Origin of the sequence: Pseudomonas sp. GD03903, assembly GCF_029840045.1 — a bacterium.
In the GTDB taxonomy this organism is placed as follows: Bacteria; Pseudomonadota; Gammaproteobacteria; order Pseudomonadales; family Pseudomonadaceae; genus Pseudomonas; species Pseudomonas pseudonitroreducens.
Map to the genome: position 1 here is coordinate 224646 of NZ_JAOCBT010000003.1, position 23264 is coordinate 247909.

Sequence of the window (23264 nt, forward strand, 5' to 3'; positions counted from 1 at the left end):
GAGGGTTGGGGTGAGGGTAATAGAGTGAGAATGTTCATCGCCATACTCCTCAGAAGCGCCAGATCACATCGACGAAGGCGTGGTGCATGGTCGAGTCGACGTGGCTGCCGTACGCATCGCCGGGCTTGAACACGCCGCCACGGAAGCGGATCAGCGCCGACGGCTCGTCGATCGCCTGGCTCATCGACGCTGGCAGCAGGCCCTGCTTGAAGTACTTGGTGACGACCAGGTCGACTTCCTGGCCAACGTCTTTCGAGTCGTTGACCATGGGTGCGGTGATGCCGCTGTTGCCGATGTCCGAGTCGCCGTCCACGCGGCGGAACTTGTTGTAGATGACGCTGGCGTCATAGTCGTCGCGCAGTTGCCAGGAACCGAACAGCGTGGCGGCCTCAAGGTTCGACAGCTCACCCCGGAAGGCTTCGCCGAAGCGGTGCGCGCGGGCCCGGGTGCCGGTGAAGTTGGAGCGGTTACTCTCCAGGCCGGTCTGTTCGAACTGGTCTTCGCCGTTCTTGCCGCCGCCGCTGCCACGGGCGTAGGCGCCACCGACGCGCCACTGCTCGTCGATGTTCCAGCGCAGGCCCAGGTCCGCGCCGTAGGCATCCACATCGCCACTCTGCTTGCCGGCGGCGACACGCTCGCCGTTTACCGGGACGGTGGTCAGGCGGTCGCGGTTACCGGTGAGCCAGGTGGCGCTGGCCCAATAGTTGATGGGCATCTGCGAGCGCCAGTTGTAGCCGTCGCCGTTGGCCTCGATGCCAACCCAGGTGAGGTCGCCGGTGGAGCGCTTGTCCAACGAGTCGACGGTTTCACCCGGGTCCGGCAGGCTGCCGCTGTCGTCGGCGTGGTGCACGCGCAGACCGACCCAGTGCTGGGGCATCCACTGCGTGGAGATGTCGCCGAAGACGTGGGTGCGGTCCTTGTCGTCCGGCGCCAGGTCAGTGATGTCGGTACGGTAGTCGGAGAAGCGCTGGGCGGCGCCAAGGTGGGCGCGTAGCAGGGTGGTGTCGAAGGTCCAGTTCAGCGCCTCGATGTTGGTGTCCTGCCACATGCCGCTGTCTTCGCGCAGGCGCTGGCGTCCGAAGCGCAGGTGCTCGCCGGGGTACTGAGTGAGGCCGGCATAGTCCACCCAGAATTCGCGCAGGGCGAGGTAGGCGTCGTCGGGCTCGCGCTTGTTGTCGCTGCGACCGCTGCTGTCGTTGTTGACGTCATCGTTCTGCAGGGTGTCGGTCTGAATGGTGTCGGTGGCGGCAACGGCCTGGCCCATCACATAGGCGCTCCAGTTGCCCCACTGGCCGAAGGCCCAGGGGCGCAGGTCCAGGCCGATGCCGTTGAGGTCGCCGCCATGGGCGGTGCCCAGGTCGCGATCATCCTCGGATTCGGCGGTGACCTTGATGTCGATGCCGAAGTTCTTCGGCGGTTCTTCCGCCGCATGGGCGAGGCTGCCGAACAGGGTACCGGCGAGGCTCAGGCCGACGCCGAACATGGCAGGGAACAGGCGGGCGCGGCGGACAGCGGTAGCCAGAGCTCGCGGCTTAATCCCTTCGATAAGAGCAAACGGCGGGGTGGTCATCGGGTCGATGCGCTTCATAGGTTTTCTTGTTCCTGGTTGTTCTGCAGAAGGCTGACGGTGGCTTGCCAGTTGGCGCCGCGAGCCTGTTCTTCACGCTTGAGCAGTTGCTGCGCGGCGCTGCGGTCGGCCGGCTGGATCTGCGGTTCGATCTGCGCCATCAGGTCGCTGGCGGTGGGTACCTGCTGGCGCTGGGCGAGTTCGCCGAAGACGTAGGCGTTGACCAGGTTCGGGCGCACGCCACGGCCCTGCGAATACAGCTGGGCGAGGGCCATGTCGGCGCTGGCCTGGCCGGCGCGGGCGGCGATCAGCAGGTGATCCACGGCCTTCTGCGGGTAGACCTGGCCGAGGAAGCCGCGGCGGTAGATCTGGCCCAGGTAGTAGTGCGCCTGGGGTTCGCTGGCGGCCGCCTTGAGCAGGTGCTGCTCGGCTTTCTGCGGCTCCTGCGGGGCCCACTTGCCGTCGTAGTAGAGGCGCCCGAGGAGCAGCTCGGCGCGGGGCTGGGCGGCGTCCTGGGCTTTCTTCAGGTAGTCGAGCATCTGGTCGAGGTCGCCCAGGTCGGGGTTGTCGTATTGCAGCTTGGCCAGGCTGACCCAGGCGGCCGGGTAGGTCGGCGCGATCTCGGTGAGCAACGCCTGCGCGGCCTGCGGATCGGCGGTGCCGATGTTCGGATCGGCCAGTACGCCGGCCACCGATTCGACGCGCTCGGACGGCACGCGGCCGGCCTTCCAGCCCGCCTTGAGTGCTTCGATGTGGGCCTTCTGCTTATCCGCGTTGCCCTGTTTCTGGTACACGGTGGCCAGCTCCATCCAGCACACGTCCATGCGGTTCAGCCAGCGCTGGCAGACCTGCTCGACTTCGGTGAGGTGCTGGTCGTAGGTGCCCTGGGTGCGGTACAGGATGATCTGCGCCAGGTCTGCCTGCGGCAGTCCCTGGGCGCGCCACTGGTCGATGCGCTGCTGCGGGTTCACGTTCGGCCAGGCCTGCGGGTATTGCAGGTAGAGGACGATCAGCGGCACCAGTGCGCTGTCCTCGCCTTCGTCGAAGGCACGGGTCAGCAGTTGCTCGGCTTCGCGGTGCTCGGCGTCGCTGCCGCCGGGCTTGGCTGCCAGCCACTTGCCCAGGCGGGCGCGGGCACGCGGCGAGCTTTCGGCGGCTTCGCGGTAGAGCTTCTCGGCGCGGGCCTGCTCGTCGGGGTCGCCGGTGGCGGCCTGCATGTCGGCCAGTCCGACCTGTGCGTCGGCGTAACCCATGGTCGCCAGGGCCTGGAAGTTGGCCTGGGCGGTGGCGATGTCGCCGCGCTCCAGGGCTTCCTGGGCCAGTCGCTGGTCGGGCAGGCCGGCGCAACCGGCAGCTGCGGCAATGGCCAGCGCCAATCCAAGGTGTCGGGCCAGGTCCGGGGCGTGTCGCAAGACAGGTCGATTCATGCGGGCAGTCCTCTTAGCGAGCGGTGGCCAGGGCCATCGCCTTGTTCAGCAGGGTGCGGCCCGGCAGGCCGCCGATGCTGACTTCAGTCGGGCGGCCAGCCATCTGGCTGTCGAGCGGCTGGTCGGGGGTGATCTGCACGCGGATTTCCGAGGACAGGTCACCGTCCACCGGTGCGGTGCGCAGGATGCGGCCGCCGCGGACTTCGCTGTCGCCGGCGACCTGGAAGTTCACGTGGGTGCCCGGCGAGAGTTCGGCGGCGTTGCGGTAGGGGAAGCGCGCCTCGACGGTGGCGGTGCTGTCGCGCGGGGTCAGGGTGAAGATCACGTCGCCCTTGTTGGCGAACTGGCCGTTGGCGACGCGCTGCTCGACCACGCGGCAATCGCACGGGCTGGTCAGGGTGCCTTTCATCTGGTGGCCGAAGAGCTTCTCGATATTGCTCGGGTTGAGCTGTTCTTCGGTCAGGTTGCCCTTGAGCAGGTCCAGCAGGTTGGCGGAGAAGGAGGCGATCGGCGCGCCCTTGGCGACTTCCGCGCCGGGCTCCACCAGGCTTTCCACGGTGCCCTCGCGGGGCATGGTGATCTGCTGGTTGGCCACGCTGACCACGCCCGAATCGGCATGGGTGACGAAGTACAGGTTGTAGATCTGGTTGAGGATCACCGCGAAGGCGCCGACGCCGACCACGAAGATCGCGGTGCTCACGGTGACGGCGCGGAAGCGCCCGAAGAAGCCCATGCCGCCGGAGCCTGCGCCGTGCTTGCGGGCCTTGGTGAAGTTCTCGCGCTGCAGGGTGTTGAGCATGTCGCCGACGCTGATCACCTCGCCTGCCAGGTAGGAGGTGATCAGGTAGCGCAGGGCAGCGATCTCGCGTGGCTTCAGGTGCTGGAATTCGCAACCGACGCGGCCGCTGTCGCGGTCGTAGGAGCGCACCTGGAATTCCACTTCCAGGGAGAAGCTGATGCTGTCGATCTGGAACAGCAGCTTGCCCTTGTGCAGGTCGCCGACCTGGACCGGGGTGTTGTTCGCCGAGGCGAACGCGAAGCCACCGGCGGACAGGTCCAGCAGGCGCGCATCGACACCTTCGCGGTTGCCCCCGATGTAGCGGATGCGCGCGGGCAGCTTGACCCTGGCGTGCTGGCGCTGGGCTTCGGATTCATGCACGACATTGACGTTGACGGCGGTATTCATGAGGTCGAGTCCTGTTCGTAGCTAATAGGAAGTCGGTCAGACGATGGTCAGCAGTACGGCGACGAAAACGCTGGCCGCGGAAAAGGTCATGGCGCGCGAGGACCAGGTGTTGAACCAGCGCTGGAAGCTGGCCAGGCCGCGATCGAGCTTGGTGTTCTGGCGGGTCCAGGACTGCTGGTCGAGGCGGAAGAACACGTAGATCTTCACCAGGGCGCCGACGATCTGGTTGTAATAGAGGATCGCCGGGTAGGCCGGCCCGATGTGGTGGCCCGACAGCGACAGCAGCAGGGTCAGCACGAAGCGGGTGATGCCGATCCACAGCAGGTAGATGAGCAGGAAGGCGATGCTGTACTTGATGCTGGCGATGATCGCGGCGACCAGGCCGAGCAGGCAGGTCCACATCGACAGGCGCTGGTCGAACAGCACCACGCTGGTGAACCAGCCCAGGCGCTGCGGGCCCAGGGCCAGGGCGCGGGAGTTCTGCCGCAGGTTGTTGCCGTACCAGCGGAACATCAGTTTGCGGCTGGCCTTGATGAAACTCTTCTCCGGCGGGTGCTCGACCGTGTTGATCGCCGCGTCCGGCACGTAGAAGGTGTCGTAGCCCAGGCGCATCAGGCTGTACCAGCTGGACTTGTCGTCGCCGGTGAGGAACTGGAAGCGGCCCAGGCGCCAGTGGTCCAGGTGGTCGCTTTCGACGTCGGTGATGAAGTCCGGGTCGGTGACCACGGCAGCGCGGAATACCGACATGCGCCCGGTCATGGTCAGCACGCGCTTGGACAGGGCCATGGAGCACATGTTGATGTGGCGCTGAGCGAAGCGCAGCTTGTGCCACTCGCTCATCACGTAGCTGCCGCGTACTTCGCAGAATTCGTTGGTGGTCAGGCCGCCGACGTTGGGGAAGAGCTTGAACCAGGGCACGGTCTTCTTCACCACGCCGGGTTCGAGCACGGTGTCGCCGTCGATCACCGCGACTACCGCGTGTTCGTCCGGCAGGTGGCGGGAGATGGCACGGAAGCCGTGGGCCAGGCCGTCGCGCTTGCCGGTTCCGGGGATGCGCACGAAGTCGAGCTTGACGTGGTCCGGCGGGTTGAGCTTCTGCCACTGCTGCTTGATCAGCACCTCGTCGGACATCTCGACGATGGAACACACCACGGTGGTGGGGTAGCCGCAGGCAATGGCTTCTTCGATGACCGAGCGATAGACCATGGAGGTGGTCAGCGCGTCGATGCGGAAACTGGTGACCATCAGGTACACGTGGGACGGGTCGGCCGCTTCGCCGAGCTTGCGCACCTTGCGCCGGTAGTGCGGGTAGACCAGGTAGAGGAACAGCATGCCGCGCAGGAAGTGCAGGCCACCCATGGAATAGCGCCAGATACCGACCGCGCCGATCAGCAGCAGGAAGTCCTTGGACTCGGCGTCGAATACGGTCGGTGGCACCAGCAGCGCCAGCAGCATCAGCAGGCTGAGAAAGACCAGCCAGCCGGTGGCTTCACCGATCACTCGTTTGTAGGTTTCCATCGTCGTCTGTCCGTCTGGTGGGGCTTGGTTACCGGCCCGCTGGGCGGGTCGGTAACCGGCGCTTTTGGTTTCTGAAGGCATGGACTCGATTGAGCGAGCTAGAGTCCGGTTAGGCGGAGAGGGACGAGGAAGCGGAGTTCACTGAAGTGAATGAGCATTTCCGAGTTCCTCTCCAACGACACCGGGCCGACGCGCAGCCAATCGAAACCCAATTACCAGCAGATGCCTTCGGCGCGGTCGTCTGTGACACTCGGCATGAAGCCGATCAGGTCGACGACCTTCTTGCCCGCGGGTGCCTTGTTCACCACGTCGACGAACAGCTCGTCGCCGTTGCCCAGTACCAGCACGTCGGAGGTCTTCACCACGGCGTCCAGGTCCGAGACCAGCAGCGAGGAGACATGCGGGATCTTCGCTTCGATGTACTCCTTGTTCGCGCCATGGACGCGGGCGTACTCGACGTTGCGGTCGAAGATCTGCAGCTCGTAGCCCTTGCCGATGAGCATCTCGGCCAGCTCCACCAGCGGGCTTTCGCGCAGGTCGTCGGTGCCGGACTTGAATGACAGGCCGAGCAGGCCGACCTTGCGGCTGCCATGGGCGGCGATGATGTCGAAGGCTTTCTGCACCTGATGCTGGTTGCTGCGCATGATCGAGCCGAGCATCGGGTGTTCGATGTCCAGCTGGCTGGCGCGGTAGGTGAGGGCGCGTACGTCCTTGGGCAGGCAGGAGCCGCCGAAGGCGAAGCCGGGCTTCATGTAGTAGCGCGAGAGGTTCAGCTTGCGGTCCTGGCAGATCACGTCCATCACCTCGCGGCCGTCGACGCCGACTGCCTTGGCGATGTTGCCGATCTCGTTGGCGAAGGTGACCTTGGCGGCGTGCCAGACGTTGCAGGTGTACTTGATCATCTCCGCGACCTCGATGGTCTTGCGGATGATCGGCGCGTCCAGTTCGCGGTAGATTTCTTCCAGCAGGTCGCCGGTCTGGGCGTCCAGTTCACCGATGACGGTCATGGGCGGGAAGTCGTAGTCCTTGATCGCGGTGGATTCGCGGAGGAACTCCGGGTTGGTGCCCACGCCGAAGTCGGCGCCGGCCTTCTTGCCCGAGCAGTCCTCGATGATCGGGATCACCACGTTGTTCACGGTGCCCGGCAGCACGGTGCTGCGCACGACCACGGTGTGGCGCTCTTTCTTCTCGCGGATGGCGTAGCCGATCTCGCGGCACACGGACTCGATGTAGCCCAGGTCGAGGTCGCCGTTCTTCTTGCTCGGGGTGCCGACGCAGATGAACGACACGTCGGTATCCAGTACGGCCTTCTTGAAGTCGGTGGTGCCGGACAGGCGACCGGTGCGGATGCCCTGTTGCAGCAGCGGCTCCAGACCCGGTTCGACGATAGGCGACTTCCCGTTGTTGATCAGATCGATCTTGGTGGTGGACACATCCACCCCAACGACTTCATGGCCTCGTGCGGACAGGCAGCCGGCACATACTGCGCCAACATACCCAAGACCAAAGATGCTGATACGCATCGCATTCACCTCTTCAATGGTCGAACTGTTTAAAGTTGCCCGGTAGGGCGATTTATTCAGGTTGAGCGAACCCCCGGAGTTCACTGAAAAGTGCTCTCCGTACTTCCTTCCAGGCAGGCATGGGAATCGAGTGCTAAACTTCAGAGCACAGTCTGGGTGCAAACTTTTGATGTTTGCCCTGTTATGTTTCAGGCAGGTTGCAAAGTTGGTGCGGCGTCTGCCTGGCGTGCTCCAGTTTGGTTAGATGATTGCCTCTTCATCTGAAAAGTTCAGTGATTTCATTGAGTTGTGGTTTTTCTGGAAGGTCGGCAAGAACTTGTCGAAATATCCTCAGAACCAAACTCCAATTTCCATCGAGGCATTTTTGTTTTGCCAACGATGGTCGTTGCGCAAATAGGATTTATCCGAAATGCGGTTAGTTCCTTCCGCCCATCTCGCCTTTGAAATCATTTGAAATATCCATTTGATATCACTTGATGCTGCACTAATGGCAAAACACGGATTGTCTTTGTCAGTGCAAAGTGCAATGTCTGGGAAAGTTCCATTGAAATTTTCGTTAAAAACGACCGTGTATCGTCGTCAAGACATTCGTTCAGCTGCCGTTCAGCTTTCTCTCTTGCAAAGTGCAATCGTGAAATGCATGTCATGGCCAAAGGCTGTTAATGGCCAATGGATTACAAGGCAGGGAGCGAATCAGGACGATTTCCATCCTTCCGACGGGTTCGGGCGGGCGAAAAAATTTCTCACGATTAATCCTGAAGCGGACGAACGGTCATTGAGCCCCTTCCTGCTGTGTGGACATTCGGGGGTTTTTTGAGCAGGAAACGTACAGTTCAGCCCCGTGTGACCGGGCAGTCCCATGGTCAATGGCTTACAGGCCACTTGGAATCAGCCGTCCTCGCCGCCCTTTTCTTGTAGGAGCGAGCTTGCTCGCGAACCTCCTGCGATCGATGAAGCGAAAGCGGTTCGCGAGCAAGCTCGCTCCTAGATAAAGCAGGGCGGCTGCCGAGGACAGAGGGGGGTGAAACGAGAACGGGAGCCCATCCACGACTGGAAAGGCTCCCGTTTGGTGCAGCAGAAGGTGGGTCAGTCTTCAGCGTGGTCGCGCAGGAATACCAGCTGGTCGGCCTTGGAGTGCTCGGCACTGTAGGCGTAGCCCGCGTAGTTGAAGTCCTTCAGGCCTTCGGGGTTGCTCAGGCGCTCCTTGATCACGTAGCGCGCCATCATCCCGCGGGCCTTCTTGGCGTAGAAGCTGATGATCTTGTACTGGCCGTTCTTCAGGTCCTTGAACTCGGTGCCGATCACCCGCGCGTTCAGGGCCTTGCGTTTCACCGCGCCGAAGTACTCGTTGGAGGCCAGGTTCAGCAGTACGTCGTCGCCCTGTTCGGCCAGGGACTCGTTCAGCCAGCCGCTGATGCGCTCGCCCCAGAAGGCATAGAGGTCCTTGCCGCGGGCGTTGGCCAGCTTGGTGCCCATCTCCAGGCGGTAGGGTTGCATCAGGTCCAGCGGCCGCAGCACGCCATAAAGGCCGGAAAGCATGCGCAAGTGCTGCTGGGCGAAATCGAAGTCGCCTTCGCTGAAGTCCTCGGCCTGCATGCCGGTGTAGACGTCGCCCTTGAAGGCCAGCAGCGCCTGCTTGGCGTTGGCCTGGGTGAACTCCGGGTGCCAGCTGCCGAAGCGCGCGGCGTTCAGGCCGGCCAGCTTGTCCGACAGGTGCATCAGCTCGGCGATCTGCGCCGGGGCCAGTTCCCGCAGGATGCCGATCAGTTCCTGGGCATCGTCCAGGTGCTCGGGCAGGGTGAAGCGCTGCGTCACCGGCGCGGTGTCGTAGTCCAGGGTCTTGGCGGGGGAAATCACCATCAGCATCGTGCGGTCTCCTACAAGCGAGCGGCGATTGTAAGGAGTCGCGGGCGTTGGCTCCACCTATGGGGACGATTAGCTTCTCGATTGAGGCTGACGCAGGACGCAAAGGCCTGGCCTGGTGCGGCTCATGCTGTCGGGGCGGCGGGCTAAGGGACTGATCCAGCGAGGGAAAGGCGGAGAATTGCGGGAGGTTGGACTCCTAAAACTAGCGCTGTCCGAGGCCCTCGCCAAGGTATTTCGTCGTACGACGAAAAAAACTTTCTTAGGAAGGAAAAAGACTTTTTATCGTCATGTTTTTTCCTGTATTTGTTGAGACGTAGACCGCCGAACCCTGCAGACAGGTGGCGGCCCCGGCCCGGCCCGTCCTCTTATGCAGTTCTCTCGAACCCTGCCCTGATCCCAGGCTTCGAGAGCCGGTGGTTCGCAGCACGGCGGAGCGCTGTAGCGGCATTCCGTCGAACGCCCCCACAAGAGGTGACCCGCGTATGGATGACCACGGACGCTCCCGCCCCACCCAGCCCACCTTGTACGTCCTCGACACCAACGTCCTGATCCACGATCCCAACGCCTTGCTGAATTTCCAGGAGCACCACGTCGCCATCCCGATGACGGTGCTGGAGGAACTGGACAAGCTCAAGACCGGCAAACACACCGTAGCCGCGGAATGCCGCCAGGCGATCCGCCTGATCGACTCGGTGCTGGGCGAAGCCTCGCCCGAGCAGGTAGAGGATGGCGTACCCATCCAGCGCGGCAAGAGCGGCCCCTGTGGCAGCCTGTCGATCCTCATGAGCAAGCGCGCGGAGCCGATCACCTGGCTGCCCGAACACCTCAACGACAACAAGATCATCAATCAGCTGGTGGAACTGAAGAGCCGCCATAGCAGCAAGCGGGTGGTGCTGGTCACCAAGGACATCAACATGCGCCTGAAGGCGCGTGCCTGCGGGGTGTTCGCCGAGGATTACCACACCGACCAGCTGGTCGATGACATCAACCTGCTGTCGCGCGGCTACCACTCGCTCAGTGGGTCGTTCTGGGACCGCGTCAGCAAGGTGGAGACGCGCCAGGATCGCGGGCGGACCTGGCACCGCGTGCAACTCACCGACAACCTGCCGGCGGTGCACATCAACGAGTTCATCGTCGATGAGCAGGGCTTCGTCGGCTGGATCAAGGGCATCGACCAGGACGAGCTGACCATCCTCGACCTGCACCAGGAGCCGCTGCTGCACCAGGAAGCCTGGGGGCTGCGCCCGCGCGATGTTTACCAGTCGCTGGCGCTTTATGCGCTGCTGGACCCGGACATCCACCTGGTCAACCTGTCCGGCGCTGCCGGCTCGGGCAAGACCATCCTCGCCCTGGCGGCTGCCATCGAGCAGACCATGGTCACCAAACGCTACAAGCGCATCATCGCGACGCGCAGCGTGCAGGGGCTGGACGAGGACATCGGCTTCCTGCCCGGTACCGAAGCCGAAAAGATGGAGCCCTGGCTCGGCGCGATTACCGACAACCTCGAAGCGCTGCATTCGGATGATGAGTGCACCCACGGCAGCGTCGACTACATCCTCAGCAAGGTGCCACTGCAGTTCAAATCGCTGAACTACATCCGCGGCCGCAGCTTCCAGCAGAGCCTGATCCTCATCGACGAGTGCCAGAACCTCACCCCGCACCAGATGAAGACCATCATCACTCGCGCGGGCAACGGTTCGAAGGTGGTCTGCCTGGGCAACCTGGCGCAGATCGATACCCCCTACCTGTCGGCCACCAGCTCCGGCCTGACTTACCTGACCGAGCGTTTCAAGGACTTCCCCCACGGCGTGCACGTGACCCTGCAAGGGGTGCCGCGCTCGGTGCTGGCAGAGTTCGCCGAAGCGCACATGTAAGCCACCTTCACTCACTCAGCAGGGCCCGCCATCTGGCGGGCCTCTTTATTCCTGCTTCCAGGCTGTTCGCGAGCAAGCTCGCTCCTACAAGAGCCTGTCGGGGCGGACCTAGAGGAACGAGGGGGACGCCCAGTTCTTGCTCGCGAACCTCGGCGACGCAGGAGCTAACCCGCGCATACCTCTTCTTGTATACAATCCTCCCTCCAACGCGCCGCTCGCCGGTCTGCCAGCCCCGCGAGTCGGGGTTAAACTGTTCCCCTGATTCTCCGGAGATTTCCCACTCGTGCTGACCCATCTCGATTCCCAGGGCCGCGCCAACATGGTCGATGTCACCGAAAAAGCCGTGACCTCCCGTGAAGCCGTGGCCGAAGCCCGGGTGCGCATGCTCCCGGATACCCTCAAGCTGATCCAGGATGGCGGCCACCCCAAGGGCGATGTGTTCGCCGTGGCGCGCATCGCCGGCATCCAGGCCGCGAAGAGGACCCATGAACTGATCCCGCTGTGCCATCCGTTGCTGCTCACCAGTGTCAAGGTCGAGCTTTCCGCCGAGGGCACGGACACTGTGCACATCGTCGCCCGCTGCAAGCTGGCCGGGCAGACCGGCGTGGAGATGGAGGCGCTGACCGCTGCCAGTGTCGCCGCCCTGACCATCTACGACATGTGCAAGGCAGTGGACCGCGGCATGACCATCGAAAGCGTGCGTCTGCTGGAGAAACTCGGCGGCAAGAGCGGGCATTACGTGGCGAACGATAGCGTCGCTGACCAGAGCAGCGCAGGAGACACCCCATGATCCGCGTGCAGTACTTCGCCCGCTACCGCGAAGCCCTCGGCCTGGATGGCGAGCAATTGAGCTGGAGCGACTCCCTGAGCAGCCTCGACGACCTGCGACGGCTGCTGCTGGAGCGCGGGGGCGCCTGGGGTGTGCTTGGCGAGCAGAACCTGATGTGCGCGCGCAACCAGGAGCTGTGCTCCCTGGACGAGCCCCTCGTCGATGGCGACGAGGTGGCGTTCTTCCCCACCGTCACTGGAGGCTGAGGCCATGGCGATTCGCGTCCAGCCGGCGGCGTTCGATCCGGGCGCCGAGCTTAATGCGATGCACGCCGCCAATGTCGGCGTCGGCGCGGTGGTCGGCTTCGTCGGCTACGTGCGCGATTTCAATGATGGTCGCGAAGTCGGCGGCATGTTTCTCGAACATTACGCCGGGATGACCGAGAAGGCGCTGGCGAAGATCGAGCTCGAAGCCAGTCAGCGCTGGCCGCTGCTGCGCCTGGAAATTCTCCACCGCATCGGTCGGCTGGAGCCGGGCGAGCCCATCGTCTTCGTCGGCGCCGCCAGTGCCCACCGCCAGGCAGCGTTCGATGCCTGCAACTTCGTCATGGACTACCTCAAGACCCGCGCGCCGTTCTGGAAGAAGGAAGACACCAGCGACGGCCCGCGCTGGGTCGAAGGCCGTTGCAGCGATCAGGCTGCTGCCGAGCGCTGGAAGAGCTGAGCCGGCTGGCAACGGCGTCACGGCTCTCGCAGAAGCAGCCGTCATGCAGCGGGAAATCCGCGCGTGTGGATGCGCTCTCGCTCCCCTGGCTGCGCGCCCCTCTGCTTGGAAAAGGGGGGCAAACTGTTCCTCCTGACGCAGTTGTTTCACCCTGCAGCGAACAGTCCCCTCTCCCTTTGGGAGAGGGCTTGGGTGAGGGCTGATCCGAGCGCAGGACTATCTCGCAGGGCGCTCCTGCAGATTCACAGCGAATTTTCTGCTCTGCATGTCGTGGATAGGGTCCACTCCTACACATTCGCACGGTGGATTACTGCCCCGCACGCGCCGGGGTAGTACCTCCTAGGAGGAATGGGCGGTAGGGGAGAAGGGGCGCAGGCTGGCGCCAGCCCTTTTTTGCTCCGAATCGGAGAGCCCCTCATGAGCCATCTCAGCACCCCGGAATTCCAACCGCTGGAGATCGCTGTCCTCACCGTCAGCGATACCCGCAGCCTGCACAACGATACCTCGGGCCAGGCCCTGGTCACCTCGCTGCAGCGCGCCGGTCACGCACTCGCCGAGCGCCGTCTGGTGATCGACGACATCTACCAGATTCGCGCCGTCGTCTCCGCCTGGATCGCCGATCCCAAGGTCCAGGTCGGCCTGATCACCGGCGGCACCGGTTTCACCCTGCGCGACAACACTCCACAAGCCGTGGCGCCCTTGCTGGAACGCACCGTGGACGGCTTCGGCGAACTGTTCCGGCAGATTTCCCGCGAGGAAATCGGCACCTCGACCATCCAGTCCAGGGCCATCGCCGGCATCAGCAACGGCACGCTGATCTGCTGCCTGCCGGGCTCCACCGGCGCCTGTCTGACCGCCTGGGAAAAGATTCTCGTGCAGCAACTCGACAGTCGCACCAAACCGTGCAATTTCGTCCCCCATCTCAAGCGCCTGCCCGAGCGCCCGGTGCTTGCCTGCGGTACCCGCTCGTGAGCGGCTGCGGCTGTTCCGGCTCCGGTCTGCGCCCGGTGGACGAGGCCATTGCCGCACTCATGGACTTCGTTCCCCCGGCGCCGCCAATCGTGCGCGTGGACCTGGAAAGTGCGCTGGGCCGCGTCCTCGCCGAGGACATTCACTCACCCATCGACCTGCCTCTGTGGGACAACAGTGCGATGGACGGTTATGCCCTGCGCTGCGCCGACACGGGCCCATCCGGCGCGCGACTGAAGCTTGCCGGGTACATCGCTGCTGGCGATGCAGCGGAGGTCAAGCTGCAGTCGGGGCAGGCCATGCGCATCTTCACCGGCGCACCTCTGCCGCCAGGCGCGGACAGCGTGATAGCCCAGGAAGACTGCGAGGCCGATGGCGACTGGTTGCAGGTTCCGGTCGTCGAGCACGGCAGCCACGTTCGCCGTCGCGGGGAAGAGCTTCGCGTTGGCGATGCGCTGCTTGGCGCCGGCAAGAAATTGCGCGCCCAGGACCTTGGCCTGCTGGCCAGCGTTGGCCTGGACCGGGTCCCGGTATACCGGCCGTTGCGCGTTTGCCTGCTCAGCAGTGGTGACGAACTGCGCGAGCCCGGTGAGCCACTGGCGCCGGGGCAGATCTACAACGCCAACCGCTTCAGCATCGCCAGCCTCCTGCGTGGCTGGGGCATCGAAGTGCATGACTATGGCGTGCTCGCCGACACCTTGGCGGCCAGCCGCGATGCGCTGAGCCTTGCTGCGGCCGAGTGGGACGTGCTGATCACCAGCGGAGGCGTCTCCGTGGGGGATCGGGACTACCTCAAGCAGGCAATCCGCGAACTGGGCGAGTTGCATCTATGGAAGCTGAAAATGCAGCCGGGCAAGCCACTGGCATTCGGCAGCATCGCCGGCAAACCGTGGATCGGCCTGCCGGGTAACCCGGCCGCCGCGCTGGTCACTGCTCTGGTGGTGGCGCGGCCGTTCCTCTGGCGTGCCCAGGGACGCAGCACAGCCGATACCTTGCCGGTGATGTTGCCGGCGGGCTTCGATTGGCCCACGGCCAATCCGCGTCGCCAATACCTGCGCGCGCGACTGGAGCTGGATAGCACCGGTGTGGCACGCATCTGCCTGCATCCGCAACAGGGTTCGGCCATGTTGCGCGCGGCGAGCTGGGCCGATGGCCTGGCGGTAGTGGAGGCCGGGCGCATTCTGCACGCCGGCGAGCCGCTGCCATTCCTGTCTTTCAGCGAACTCGGCGCCTGACGCCGTTCCCGGCCGCCGGCGGGGGCCGGCGGCCTCCGCATTGCCCGGGGGAAGCATGCAACTGGTCTGTCCGGCGGGAAGTCTGCCCGCCTTGAAATCGGCCCTGCGCGAAGGCGCCGACGCCATCTACGTCGGCTTTCGCGACGATACCAATGCCCGGCACTTCGCCGGCCTCAACCTCGACGATCGCCAACTGCGCCAAGGCGTGGAGCTTATCCACAATGCCGGCAAGCAGATGTACGTGGCGGTCAACACCTACCCTGGTGCGGCCGGCTGGGCACGCTGGCAACGCGCCGTGGACCACGCCGCCGACCTGGGCGTGGATGCACTGATCGCAGCTGACTGCGCGGTACTTGGCTACGCTGCCAAGCGCCATCCGAACCTCGCGCTGCATCTTTCGGTACAGGGCTCGGCCACCAACGTGGCGGCGCTGGCGTTTTACCACGAGCGCTACGGTATCCGCCGCGCCGTACTGCCGCGTGTGCTCTCGCTGGCGCAGGTGCGCCAGGTGGCGGCAAACAGTCCGGTACCCATCGAAGTCTTCGCTTTCGGCAGCCTGTGCATCATGGCTGAGGGACGCTGCCACCTGTCGTCTTACGTTACCGGCGAGTCGCCCAACCTCTGTGGCGTCTGTTCGCCGGCCAAGGCGGTGCGCTGGAGCGAGGAGCCCGAAGGGCTGACCTCGCGCCTCAACGACGTGCTGATCGACCGTTACGCGCCGGACGAGCCGGCGGGCTACCCGACCCTGTGCAAGGGCCGCTTCGTGGTCAACGGCGAGCGCTTTCATGCCCTGGAAGAACCTACCAGCCTGAACACCATCGACCTGATCCCGCAGCTGGCGGAGATCGGCGTGGCGGCGGTGAAGATCGAAGGCCGGCAACGCAGCCCGGCCTACGTCGAGCAGGTCACCCGCGTCTGGCGCCAGGCGCTGGATGCGTGGCAGCGCGCGCCCGAGAACTACCGTGCGCTGACGCAGTGGCAGGACGCCCTGGACAAGCTTTCAGAAGGCCACCAGACAACCCTGGGCGCCTACCATCGTTCCTGGCAGTGAGGACCTCGTGATGAAACTCAGCCTGGGACCGGTGCTGTTCTACTGGGACCGCCGGACACTCCTGGATTTTTATGCGCAGATGGCCGAGCAGCCGCTGGACACCATCTACATCGGTGAAACGGTCTGCTCCAAACGTCGCGCGCTGTCGCTGGACGATTGGCTGGGGCTGGGGCGCGAGCTGCAGCAGCAGAGTGGCGCGGAAGTCGTCATTTCCGGCCTGGCGCTGATCGAGGCCGCTTCGGAGCTGTCGTCACTGCGCCGGCTGTGTGCGAACGGCGAGTTGCGGGTCGAGGCGAGCGACATGGGCGCGGTGCAGATTCTGAGCACCCTTGGCGTCGAGTTTGTCGGCGGCCCTGCGCTCAACGTCTACAACGGCCATACGCTGGCGGAGCTGCACGCCGCAGGTCTGCGCCGTTGGGTGCCGCCGGTGGAATGTTCGGGTGAGCAGATCCAGGCGGTGATTGAGCAGTTGCGCGAGTTGGGCGTCAGCGATGTGGAAACCGAGGTGTTCGCCTACGGCCATCTGCCCCTGGCCTACTCGGCTCGCTGCTTCACCGCGCGGGCGGAGAACCGGCCCAAGGACGACTGCCAGTTCTGCTGCCTGAACTATCCGGAGGGTATGTCGATGTTCAGCCAGGAAGGTGTGCCGCTATTCACTCTCAATGGAATCCAGACGATGTCCGGCGAGGTCAGCAACCTGTTGGCGGACTATGCCGCGCTGCATGACTGTGGCGTCGATCTGCTGCGTCTGAGCCCTCGCGCCGAGGGCATGGTGGAGGTAGTGCAGGCGTTCGACCGAGTGCGCCACGGAGCCACGCCGCCGCTGGCAGTGGCGGGTTGCAACGGCTACTGGCACGGCCGACCGGGCATGTTGCGTAGTGATGAGGTGAATCTGTGCTGACTCTGCAAACCGGCGCCCTGCGCGCCGCCGACCGCCTGTTGCCGCTGGCTGTGCATATTCCCTCCAGGCTGCAACGCATGGTGTTGCAGCGTGCCGCCAACCGGCTGTTCGCCGATGCGCTGGCCGATGGTGCCTTCGATATCCTCGAAGGGCATTGGCTGCGCCTGGAGGTGAGCGATCTCGGCCTGGCCTGGAGCTTCACCCATGACCGCAATGGTCTGCGTTTTGCCGAGGCTTGTGCGCCAAGCGTGACCATCCGCGGTAGCTGGCGCGACTTCCTGCTGTTGGCAGGGCGACAGGAAGACCCGGATACGCTGTTCTTCCGTCGTCGCCTGGTGATCGAGGGTGATACCGAACTGGGCCTGGCCGTGAAGAACCTGATCGACAGCCTCGATCCGGACAGCCTGCCTCCCTGGCTGTGGAGCGCCATGCGCCGTGCCAGCCAGGTGGTGCAGGAAAACCCCTGACCGGCATTTCGTAGGATGGGTGGAGCTTGCGATACCCATGCTGTCCTGGCACGCCAATCGATGGGTATCGCTTCGCTCCACCCATCCTACGTCGGTGTCTGTTCTTTCGCCTTGTGCAGTGGTGGTTCAGGCCGGGGTGCGCACGAGGAACTGCAGCTCCTCGTAGAGCATCTCGAAGTCCTGAACGGGAGCGTCCTGACCGTAGCGCTTCTTCAGCCCATATTCGGTCAGGGTGATCTCGTGCTCGGCCTTCACCCCGTGGCGCGCCAAGCAGTTCTGCACGCAGTGCAGGTGGCAGCCGTCCACGGCGATGATCGGCCGGCCGGAGCAGGCCTTCTTCACCAGCGCCGGTACGTCGCCGCCCACTCCTGCGATGCAGGACATTTCCGCCAGGCCGTCACGGTCCAGACGCAGAGCTAGGTCGTTGGCCAACTGCGCGAGGTTGGAGCAGCCGGAGCAGGAATAAACGAGGGGCAGGCGTGGCGAGGGCGACATGGGGGCCTCCAGGGTGAGCCCCGCAGTTTCCTGCCGCCATGGGCTGGCGCGACATGATCTGAATCAAGTCGACGATGGGACTATGACCATTGAGGTAGGTCGGGCTGGGCTTTCGCAGGACCGAAGGGGGACGCCCAGTCCTTGCTAATTTCCGCTGTGGGGCATTCGCGAGCAAGCTCGCTCCTGCAGGGCATGTTGGGCGTGGTGATCAGACCAGGTGGTTCTCCACCGCCCACACCGCCGCTTCCACGCGCGAGCGCATGCCCAGCTTGTGCAGCACGCGCTTCACGTGGACCTTCACCGTACCTTCGGTGATGTCGAGTTTGCGCGCGATCATCTTGTTGCTGTAGCCGTGGGCGAGCTGGCGGAGAATCTGCCGTTCGCGATCGGTGAGTTCCTCGATCCCCTTGGGGCGGTCATCGCCACGCAACGCCTGGGCCAGAACCTGGGTCAGCTGCGGGCTGATGGTCAACTGGCCGGTGGCGGCCTGGCGGATGTGCTCCAGCAGGCGCTCGGGGTCCATGTCCTTGAGCAGGTAGCCGTCGGCGCCGGCTCGCAGCACATTGATCACGTCGTTGCGGTCATCGGAGACGGTAAACACGACGATGCGCGCGTCCTCGCCGTTCTCGCGCATGGCGCGCAGGGTGTCGAGGCCGGTCATGCCCTTCATGTTGAGGTCCAGCAGGATCATGTCCGGCTGCAGTTCCGCAGCCATGCGCAGCGCTTCCTCGCCGCTGCCGGCTTCGCCCACGACTTCCAGGCCGTCCTCGAACTCGAGCAGTTGGACCACGCCCTTGCGCATCATCGGATGGTCGTCGACGAGCAGGATGCGTGCGCGGTCATCGGTGGGGGTGGCCGTCATGGGTGGGTCTCCGGGTACTGCGACTGGGATTTGTGGGCGAAACGAACGCTGACACGAGTGCCCTGCGGCGTGCGCGGGGCGATGCTGAAGCTGGCCTCCAGGGTCTGGCTGCGCTCACGCATGATGCTAAGCCCATAGTGCCCATTGCGGCTCTGCGCCAGGTCAAATCCCACTCCGTCATCGTCCACCGTGATGCAGACGTGGTCCTCTGCGTCTTCGGCAAGACTGACTCTAGCCTGGCTGGCGTGGGCATGGCGCACGACGTTGGAGAGTGCCTCGCGGACGATCTGCAGGATATGGATTTCCTCGTTGGGATTGAGCGGGATGTGCGCCAGGCGGTTGTCCAGTTCGATGGCCAGGTTGCCACGCTCGGCGAACTCTTCCACGGTCTTAACCAGCGCCGCTTCCAGGCTCGACTGTTCCAGGCTCAGGCGGAAGGTGGTGAGCAGCTCCCGCAGTTGCCGGTAGGCGCTGTTGAGGCCTTCGCGCAGCTCGTCGAGGGTCTCGTCGATCTTCTCCGGCGGGACGTCGCGCTTGAGCAGGGTGGCCAGGCGGCTGACCTGGATCTTCAGGTAGGACAGCGATTGCGCCAGCGAGTCGTGCAGTTCTCGGGCGATGGTGCTGCGCTCGGCGAACAGGGCCAGGCGATTTTCCTGTTCCTGCTGCAGGGACAGCGTGAAGGTGCGCGCGATGTTGTCGCAAAAACCCTCGACGAACTGCCGCTGCCAGTCTTCCAGGTGTCCGTTGGTCGTCTCGATGAACAGTTCGCCGAAGCGGTGTTCGCCAATCGATAGCGGTTGCATCAGCAGCGGGTTGATGCCCTGGCTGGGCTCGCTGCAATGGTTGGCCTGGGCACGGCAGTCGGAGCAATTGCCCTGCAGGCAGAAACTGCCGGTGACGCCGTCGGTGGTGAGGGAGGAATAGGCTCGCTCGACGCCGTCCTTGTTCAGGCACAGGGTCACCTTGCCGGCCTGCAGCACGCGTTCGAGCTGGTTCAGCAGTGGTTGCAGCGAGCGCTCGTCGTATGGGTCCTGGCCCAGGCGGCGGGCGCTGTCGTAGAGCAACTCAAGGCGTTGGTGGCTATTGGTCAGCGCGCGGGTCTTGTCTTCTACCCGGGCTTCCAGTTCGCGGTAACTGGCCTGCAGTTCCTCGGCCATCTGGTTGAAGCGCTCGCCCAACTGGCTCAGTTCGTCCTCGCCGCTGCTGCTGACTCGTGCGTCGAGGTCGCGCTGGCCGAGCCGGCGCGCCGTGCTGGTGAGTTCTCGCAGGGGGCCAACCACGTGGAAGCTCAGGTCGTAGAGGCTGATGAAGACCACCAGCAGGCTGAGAAACAGGCACAGACCCTGCACCGTGCTGAGCATCTGCGAACGCTGCTCGGCGTTGCGCTGCAGGGTGCTGACGAACCTGTCGATGTGCCCGACGAAGGTATCCAGCGACCCCAGCTCCGGCGCCTCGGAAAGGTCCAGGTTCTGCAGCTCCCGGCGCAGTTGCTCGTGTTGCTGGCGGATCGGTGCGTCGGCATCGGAGCGACGCAGCAGGCGGGTGATTTCTTCGTTGTCCAGGCGCGCGGCGAGCGTTGATTGCAGGGCCTGGCGGTTGATTGGCGATGGGTCCAGCGCCAGGCGGTAGGTGAGCATGCGCAGCGAACCGGCCTGGTTGATGACTGCGGCGTCCTGGTGCGAGTAGTCGGCGAACAGCAGGGCACTGAACATCCCGGCCAGCGCCAGGGAAACCAGCAGGCTGAGGTAGCAGCCGAAACGTACGACGATGGATTTGCGCAGGGAAGTGCGTCCGGCAGGCGGACTACCTACTAAGAGTCGGTCGCCGGAGGAGGGCTCAGTCCTGGACGCTGTACTCATGATTAATTCCTTAAAAAACAACGTCTTATAGGTTCATCTTGGAGATACCCCCTAAGGGGTAGCGGCGCGCATCTGCTCACGAATCACCCCTTGGGTCATTGATGAGGGTCAAGAGAGGTCAACTAGACCTTACCTAACGTGCGGGAAAAGGCTTTCAGAAGTGAGCTTAGCCATGTTATCCCACCGTCAGAAACAGTACTCCGTGCTCGGCATGAGCACACTGGCGTTCGCCGTGAACTTCGCGGTCTGGACGATGTTTTCGATCATCGGTATCCGCATCAAGGAGGAGCTGGGGCTGTCTGAAGCCCAATTCGGCCTGATGGTGGCGTTGCCGATCCTCACCGGTTCGCTGGTGCGCCTGCCGCTGGGGCTGATCACCGACCGCTTCGGCGGGCGCATCGTGTTCTTCATCCACATGCTGCTGGTGGCCATCCCGATCTACGGGCTGGCATTTGCCACGCTCTACTGGCATTACCTGGTGCTGGGCCTGTTCGTCGGCCTGGCCGGCGGCTCCTTCGCCGTGGGCATTGCCTACACCTCCTCGTGGTTCGAGAAAGAGCGCCAGGGTACCGCCATGGGTATCTTCGGCGCCGGTAACGCCGGTGCCGCGATCACCAACCTGGTGGCGCCGATGATCGTGGTCGCCTTCGGCTGGCGCATGGTCCCGCAGATCTACTCGGTGGCCATGCTGGTAACCGCACTGCTGTTCTGGTTCTGCACCTGGACCGACCCCGCCCACGTCAAGGGCGGCGAGGCCGACCCGAGCCGTCCGCGCCCGACCCTGGCCAAGCAGCTGGCGCCGCTGGGCGAACTGCGCGTCTGGCGCTTCGGCCTGTACTACTTCTTCGTCTTCGGCGGCTTCGTCGCCCTGGCCCTGTGGTTGCCCAAGTACTACATCGCCGAGTACGGCCTGGACCTGCGCACCGCTTCCTTCATCACCATGCTGTTCACCCTGCCGTCGGGCCTGATCCGCGCCCTGGGTGGCTGGTTCAGCGACCACTACGGCGCTCGTGCGGTGAACTGGGGCGTGTTCTGGATCTGCCTGGTCTGCCTGTTCTTCCTGTCCTATCCGCCGACCACCATGACCATCCACGGCATCAAGGGGGACGTCAGCCTGGGCATCGGCCTGAACGTCTGGCTGTTCACCTTCCTGGTGTTCGTCGTGGGCATTGCCCAGGGCTTCGGCAAGGCCAGCGTGTACCGGATCATCCACGACTACTACCCGCAGAACATGGGCACCGTCGGCGGCATGGTCGGGGTCATCGGCGGCCTCGGCGGCTTCTGCCTGCCCATCCTGTTCGGCTACGCCGCTGACCACATCGGCGTGCGCTCCTCCTGCTTCATGTTGCTGTTCGGCCTGACCGTGATCTGCATGATCTGGATGCACTACGCGATCAAGCAACAGCAACGCCTCGATGGCCAGGTCCGTGTGGCCGACGTCGACGCCACTCCCATTCCTTCCAGCCACTCCTGAGGTAATGCCGTCATGGGCATGATCGCCAACCCCCAACTGAAAGCCGCCAGAGGCCCGTTACTGGTCGACTGGCGCCCCGAGGACCCCGAGTTCTGGGCGCACACCGGCAAGCGTATCGCTGCGCGCAACCTGTGGATCTCGATCCCCGCGCTGCTGCTGGCCTTCTCCGTGTGGATGATCTGGAGCACCGTAACCGTGCGCCTGAACGCCGCCGGTTTCAACTTCAGCAACGACCAACTGTTCCTGCTCGCCGCGCTGCCGTCGATTTCCGGCGCCACCCTGCGAGTGTTCTACTCCTTCATGGTGCCGGTGTTCGGTGGCCGTCGCTGGACCGCCCTGTCCACTGCATCGATGCTGATCCCCTGCATCTGGCTGGGATTCGCCGTGCAAGACCCGAACACCCCGTATTGGATGTTCGCGACCATCGCGCTCCTGTGCGGCTTCGGTGGCGGCAACTTCGCTTCCAGCATGTCCAACATCAGCTTCTTCTACCCGAAGAGCCAGCAGGGCACTGCCCTGGGCCTGAACGCCGGCCTGGGTAACCTGGGTGTCTCGGTGATGCAGTTCGCCGTGCCCCTGGCCGTCGCCAGCGGCCTGTTCGGTGCCTTTGGCGGCGAACCGGAAACCCTCTCCGACGGCAGCCGCCTGTGGCTGCAGAACGCTGGTTGGATCTGGGTGCCGTTCATCGCCGTGGTGTCCGTCGCCGCCTGGTTCGGCATGAACGACATCGCCGATGCCAAGGCCTCGTTCCGCGAGCAATCAGTGATCTTCAAGCGCAAGCACAACTGGCTGATGTGCTGGCTGTACGTGGCCACCTTCGGCTCGTTCATCGGCTTCTCCGCTGGCTTCGCGATGCTCAGCAAGACCCAGTTCCCGGACATCAACCCGCTGCAGTACGCCTTCCTCGGCCCGCTGGTAGGTGCCCTGAGCCGGCCGCTCGGTGGCTGGCTGGCCGACAAGTTCGGCGGTGCGCGCATCACCCTGTGGAACTACGGGGCAATGATCGCCGGCGTATTCGCGGTGATCAGCTTCCTGCCTGGCGCCAACGGGGCCGGCAGCTTCTTCGGTTTCCTTGGCTCATTCATCGCGCTGTTCTTCTTCGCCGGCATCGGCAACGGCAGCACCTTCCGGATGATCCCGGTGATCTTCCGCAACGAGTGGGCCGCACGCCTGAAACGCGGTGGCTTCAGCGAAGCCCAGGCAGCCAAGGGCGCGAGCATGGAGTCCGCCGCGGTAATCGGCTTCTCCGCCGCCATCGGCGCCTACGGCGGCTTCTTCATTCCCAAGGCTTTCGGCACCTCGCTGGCCATGACCGGCAGCGCCGAGGGCGCCCTGTACCTGTTCGTCGCGTACTACCTGAGCTGCATCGTCGCCACCTGGTGGTGGTACGCACGCAAGGGCGCAGAGAGCCCTTGCTGACCCCCCCCTTCGGCGAATAACGCGCAGCGTTGTTCGCCGACCTGATTTGCAAGTCCTGATTTGAGTTTGAACGCCCGGC

At 64.2% G+C, this 23264-nt stretch carries 20 protein-coding genes; 11 read left to right on the forward strand and 9 right to left on the reverse strand.

Going from position 1 to position 23264, the window contains the following annotated elements; translation table 11 throughout:
- Positions 1-49: 49 nt before the first annotated feature.
- The 6 genes from N5C91_RS05945 to yaaA all read right to left on the reverse strand — a co-directional run bounded on the left by N5C91_RS05945 (position 50) and on the right by yaaA (position 9087).
- Entirely contained in the window at positions 50-1483 is a 1434-nt protein-coding gene (locus N5C91_RS05945) for an alginate export family protein (RefSeq protein ID WP_279828681.1), read from the reverse strand.
- 101 nt (positions 1484-1584) lie between these two features.
- Positions 1585-2994: an alginate biosynthesis TPR repeat lipoprotein AlgK gene (gene algK / locus N5C91_RS05950; RefSeq protein WP_279828455.1), complete on the reverse strand. Its 1410-nt coding sequence runs from the start codon at positions 2992-2994 to the stop codon at positions 1585-1587.
- A 13-nt stretch (positions 2995-3007) separates the two neighbouring features.
- Positions 3008-4180 (reverse strand): HlyD family efflux transporter periplasmic adaptor subunit, encoded by a 1173-nt coding sequence (locus tag N5C91_RS05955; protein WP_236172799.1) that lies wholly within the window; start codon positions 4178-4180, stop codon positions 3008-3010.
- A 36-nt stretch (positions 4181-4216) separates the two neighbouring features.
- Positions 4217-5698: a mannuronan synthase gene (gene alg8, locus N5C91_RS05960; protein ID WP_236172798.1), complete on the reverse strand. Its 1482-nt coding sequence runs from the start codon at positions 5696-5698 to the stop codon at positions 4217-4219.
- Positions 5699-5910: 212 nt separating this feature from the next.
- Positions 5911-7221, reverse strand: coding sequence for a GDP-mannose 6-dehydrogenase (gene algD, locus N5C91_RS05965; RefSeq protein ID WP_236172797.1), 1311 nt, complete (start codon positions 7219-7221; stop codon positions 5911-5913).
- Positions 7222-8307: 1086 nt separating this feature from the next.
- Positions 8308-9087, reverse strand: a complete 780-nt coding sequence (gene yaaA / locus N5C91_RS05970; protein ID WP_279828458.1) for a peroxide stress protein YaaA — start codon at positions 9085-9087, stop codon at positions 8308-8310.
- Positions 9088-9569: 482 nt separating this feature from the next.
- Between yaaA and N5C91_RS05975 the strand changes: the two genes are divergently transcribed.
- The 9 genes from N5C91_RS05975 to N5C91_RS06015 all read left to right on the forward strand — a co-directional run bounded on the left by N5C91_RS05975 (position 9570) and on the right by N5C91_RS06015 (position 17076).
- Positions 9570-10961: a PhoH family protein gene (locus tag N5C91_RS05975; protein WP_017519020.1), complete on the forward strand. Its 1392-nt coding sequence runs from the start codon at positions 9570-9572 to the stop codon at positions 10959-10961.
- Between the two features lie 283 nt (positions 10962-11244).
- Positions 11245-11751, forward strand: coding sequence for a cyclic pyranopterin monophosphate synthase MoaC (gene moaC / locus N5C91_RS05980; protein WP_236174259.1), 507 nt, complete (start codon positions 11245-11247; stop codon positions 11749-11751).
- Positions 11748-11996, forward strand: coding sequence for a MoaD/ThiS family protein (locus N5C91_RS05985; protein ID WP_279828459.1), 249 nt, complete (start codon positions 11748-11750; stop codon positions 11994-11996). Before moaC ends, N5C91_RS05985 begins: the two co-directional genes overlap by 4 nt.
- Positions 11997-12000: 4 nt before the next feature.
- Positions 12001-12453, forward strand: a complete 453-nt coding sequence (gene moaE / locus N5C91_RS05990) for a molybdopterin synthase catalytic subunit MoaE (protein WP_236174257.1) — start codon at positions 12001-12003, stop codon at positions 12451-12453.
- Between the two features lie 417 nt (positions 12454-12870).
- Entirely contained in the window at positions 12871-13425 is a 555-nt protein-coding gene (gene moaB / locus N5C91_RS05995) for a molybdenum cofactor biosynthesis protein B (RefSeq protein WP_236174256.1), read from the forward strand.
- Entirely contained in the window at positions 13422-14657 is a 1236-nt protein-coding gene (gene glp, locus N5C91_RS06000) for a gephyrin-like molybdotransferase Glp (RefSeq protein WP_279828461.1), read from the forward strand. The genes moaB and glp overlap by 4 nt, the downstream gene beginning before the upstream one ends.
- A 55-nt stretch (positions 14658-14712) precedes the next feature.
- A complete protein-coding gene (locus N5C91_RS06005; protein ID WP_236174254.1) occupies positions 14713-15708 on the forward strand; it encodes a peptidase U32 family protein in 996 nt (331 codons plus the stop codon).
- A 10-nt stretch (positions 15709-15718) separates the two neighbouring features.
- Entirely contained in the window at positions 15719-16609 is an 891-nt protein-coding gene (locus N5C91_RS06010; protein WP_236174253.1) for a U32 family peptidase, read from the forward strand.
- A gap of 77 nt (positions 16610-16686) precedes the next feature.
- Positions 16687-17076 (forward strand): SCP2 sterol-binding domain-containing protein, encoded by a 390-nt coding sequence (locus N5C91_RS06015; protein ID WP_236225476.1) that lies wholly within the window; start codon positions 16687-16689, stop codon positions 17074-17076.
- Positions 17077-17202: 126 nt separating this feature from the next.
- On the opposite strand, the gene N5C91_RS06020 is transcribed toward N5C91_RS06015, so the two are convergent.
- The 3 genes from N5C91_RS06020 to N5C91_RS06030 all read right to left on the reverse strand — a co-directional run bounded on the left by N5C91_RS06020 (position 17203) and on the right by N5C91_RS06030 (position 20292).
- On the reverse strand, positions 17203-17571 hold the full coding sequence (locus tag N5C91_RS06020; protein ID WP_236174252.1) for a putative zinc-binding protein: 369 nt from the start codon (positions 17569-17571) through the stop codon (positions 17203-17205).
- A 208-nt stretch (positions 17572-17779) separates the two neighbouring features.
- Positions 17780-18433: a two-component system response regulator NarL gene (narL, locus tag N5C91_RS06025; protein ID WP_236199432.1), complete on the reverse strand. Its 654-nt coding sequence runs from the start codon at positions 18431-18433 to the stop codon at positions 17780-17782.
- Positions 18430-20292: a histidine kinase gene (locus N5C91_RS06030; RefSeq protein ID WP_279828465.1), complete on the reverse strand. Its 1863-nt coding sequence runs from the start codon at positions 20290-20292 to the stop codon at positions 18430-18432. The genes narL and N5C91_RS06030 overlap by 4 nt, the downstream gene beginning before the upstream one ends.
- A gap of 172 nt (positions 20293-20464) precedes the next feature.
- Between N5C91_RS06030 and N5C91_RS06035 the strand changes: the two genes are divergently transcribed.
- Together N5C91_RS06035 and N5C91_RS06040 are read left to right on the forward strand one after the other, a co-directional pair.
- Positions 20465-21766 (forward strand): nitrate/nitrite transporter, encoded by a 1302-nt coding sequence (locus tag N5C91_RS06035; RefSeq protein ID WP_236199434.1) that lies wholly within the window; start codon positions 20465-20467, stop codon positions 21764-21766.
- A 12-nt stretch (positions 21767-21778) separates the two neighbouring features.
- The gene (locus N5C91_RS06040; protein ID WP_236174248.1) at positions 21779-23185 is read left to right on the forward strand and encodes a NarK family nitrate/nitrite MFS transporter; all 1407 of its coding nucleotides are present in this window, start codon (positions 21779-21781) and stop codon (positions 23183-23185) included.
- Positions 23186-23264 lie beyond the last annotated feature (79 nt).

Excerpts from the sequence above, each read along its gene's own strand:
- algD (WP_236172797.1), bottom strand. The coding sequence starts at position 7,221 with ATGCGTATCAGCATCTTTGGTCTTGGGTATGTTGGCGCAGTATGTGCC.
- alg8 (WP_236172798.1), bottom strand. The coding sequence starts at position 5,698 with ATGGAAACCTACAAACGAGTGATCGGTGAAGCCACCGGCTGGCTGGTC.
- N5C91_RS05975 (WP_017519020.1), top strand. The coding sequence starts at position 9,570 with ATGGATGACCACGGACGCTCCCGCCCCACCCAGCCCACCTTGTACGTC.
- N5C91_RS06035 (WP_236199434.1), top strand. The coding sequence starts at position 20,465 with ATGTTATCCCACCGTCAGAAACAGTACTCCGTGCTCGGCATGAGCACA.
- N5C91_RS06015 (WP_236225476.1), top strand. The coding sequence starts at position 16,687 with ATGGTGTTGCAGCGTGCCGCCAACCGGCTGTTCGCCGATGCGCTGGCC.
- N5C91_RS05985 (WP_279828459.1), top strand. The coding sequence starts at position 11,748 with ATGATCCGCGTGCAGTACTTCGCCCGCTACCGCGAAGCCCTCGGCCTG.
- yaaA (WP_279828458.1), bottom strand. The coding sequence starts at position 9,087 with ATGCTGATGGTGATTTCCCCCGCCAAGACCCTGGACTACGACACCGCG.
- moaB (WP_236174256.1), top strand. The coding sequence starts at position 12,871 with ATGAGCCATCTCAGCACCCCGGAATTCCAACCGCTGGAGATCGCTGTC.
- N5C91_RS05945 (WP_279828681.1), bottom strand. The coding sequence starts at position 1,483 with ATGTTCGGCGTCGGCCTGAGCCTCGCCGGTACCCTGTTCGGCAGCCTC.
- N5C91_RS06040 (WP_236174248.1), top strand. The coding sequence starts at position 21,779 with ATGGGCATGATCGCCAACCCCCAACTGAAAGCCGCCAGAGGCCCGTTA.
- N5C91_RS05955 (WP_236172799.1), bottom strand. The coding sequence starts at position 4,180 with ATGAATACCGCCGTCAACGTCAATGTCGTGCATGAATCCGAAGCCCAG.
- N5C91_RS06030 (WP_279828465.1), bottom strand. The coding sequence starts at position 20,292 with ATGAGTACAGCGTCCAGGACTGAGCCCTCCTCCGGCGACCGACTCTTA.
- N5C91_RS06010 (WP_236174253.1), top strand. The coding sequence starts at position 15,719 with ATGAAACTCAGCCTGGGACCGGTGCTGTTCTACTGGGACCGCCGGACA.
- narL (WP_236199432.1), bottom strand. The coding sequence starts at position 18,433 with ATGACGGCCACCCCCACCGATGACCGCGCACGCATCCTGCTCGTCGAC.
- algK (WP_279828455.1), bottom strand. The coding sequence starts at position 2,994 with ATGAATCGACCTGTCTTGCGACACGCCCCGGACCTGGCCCGACACCTT.
- N5C91_RS06020 (WP_236174252.1), bottom strand. The coding sequence starts at position 17,571 with ATGTCGCCCTCGCCACGCCTGCCCCTCGTTTATTCCTGCTCCGGCTGC.
- N5C91_RS06005 (WP_236174254.1), top strand. The coding sequence starts at position 14,713 with ATGCAACTGGTCTGTCCGGCGGGAAGTCTGCCCGCCTTGAAATCGGCC.
- moaE (WP_236174257.1), top strand. The coding sequence starts at position 12,001 with ATGGCGATTCGCGTCCAGCCGGCGGCGTTCGATCCGGGCGCCGAGCTT.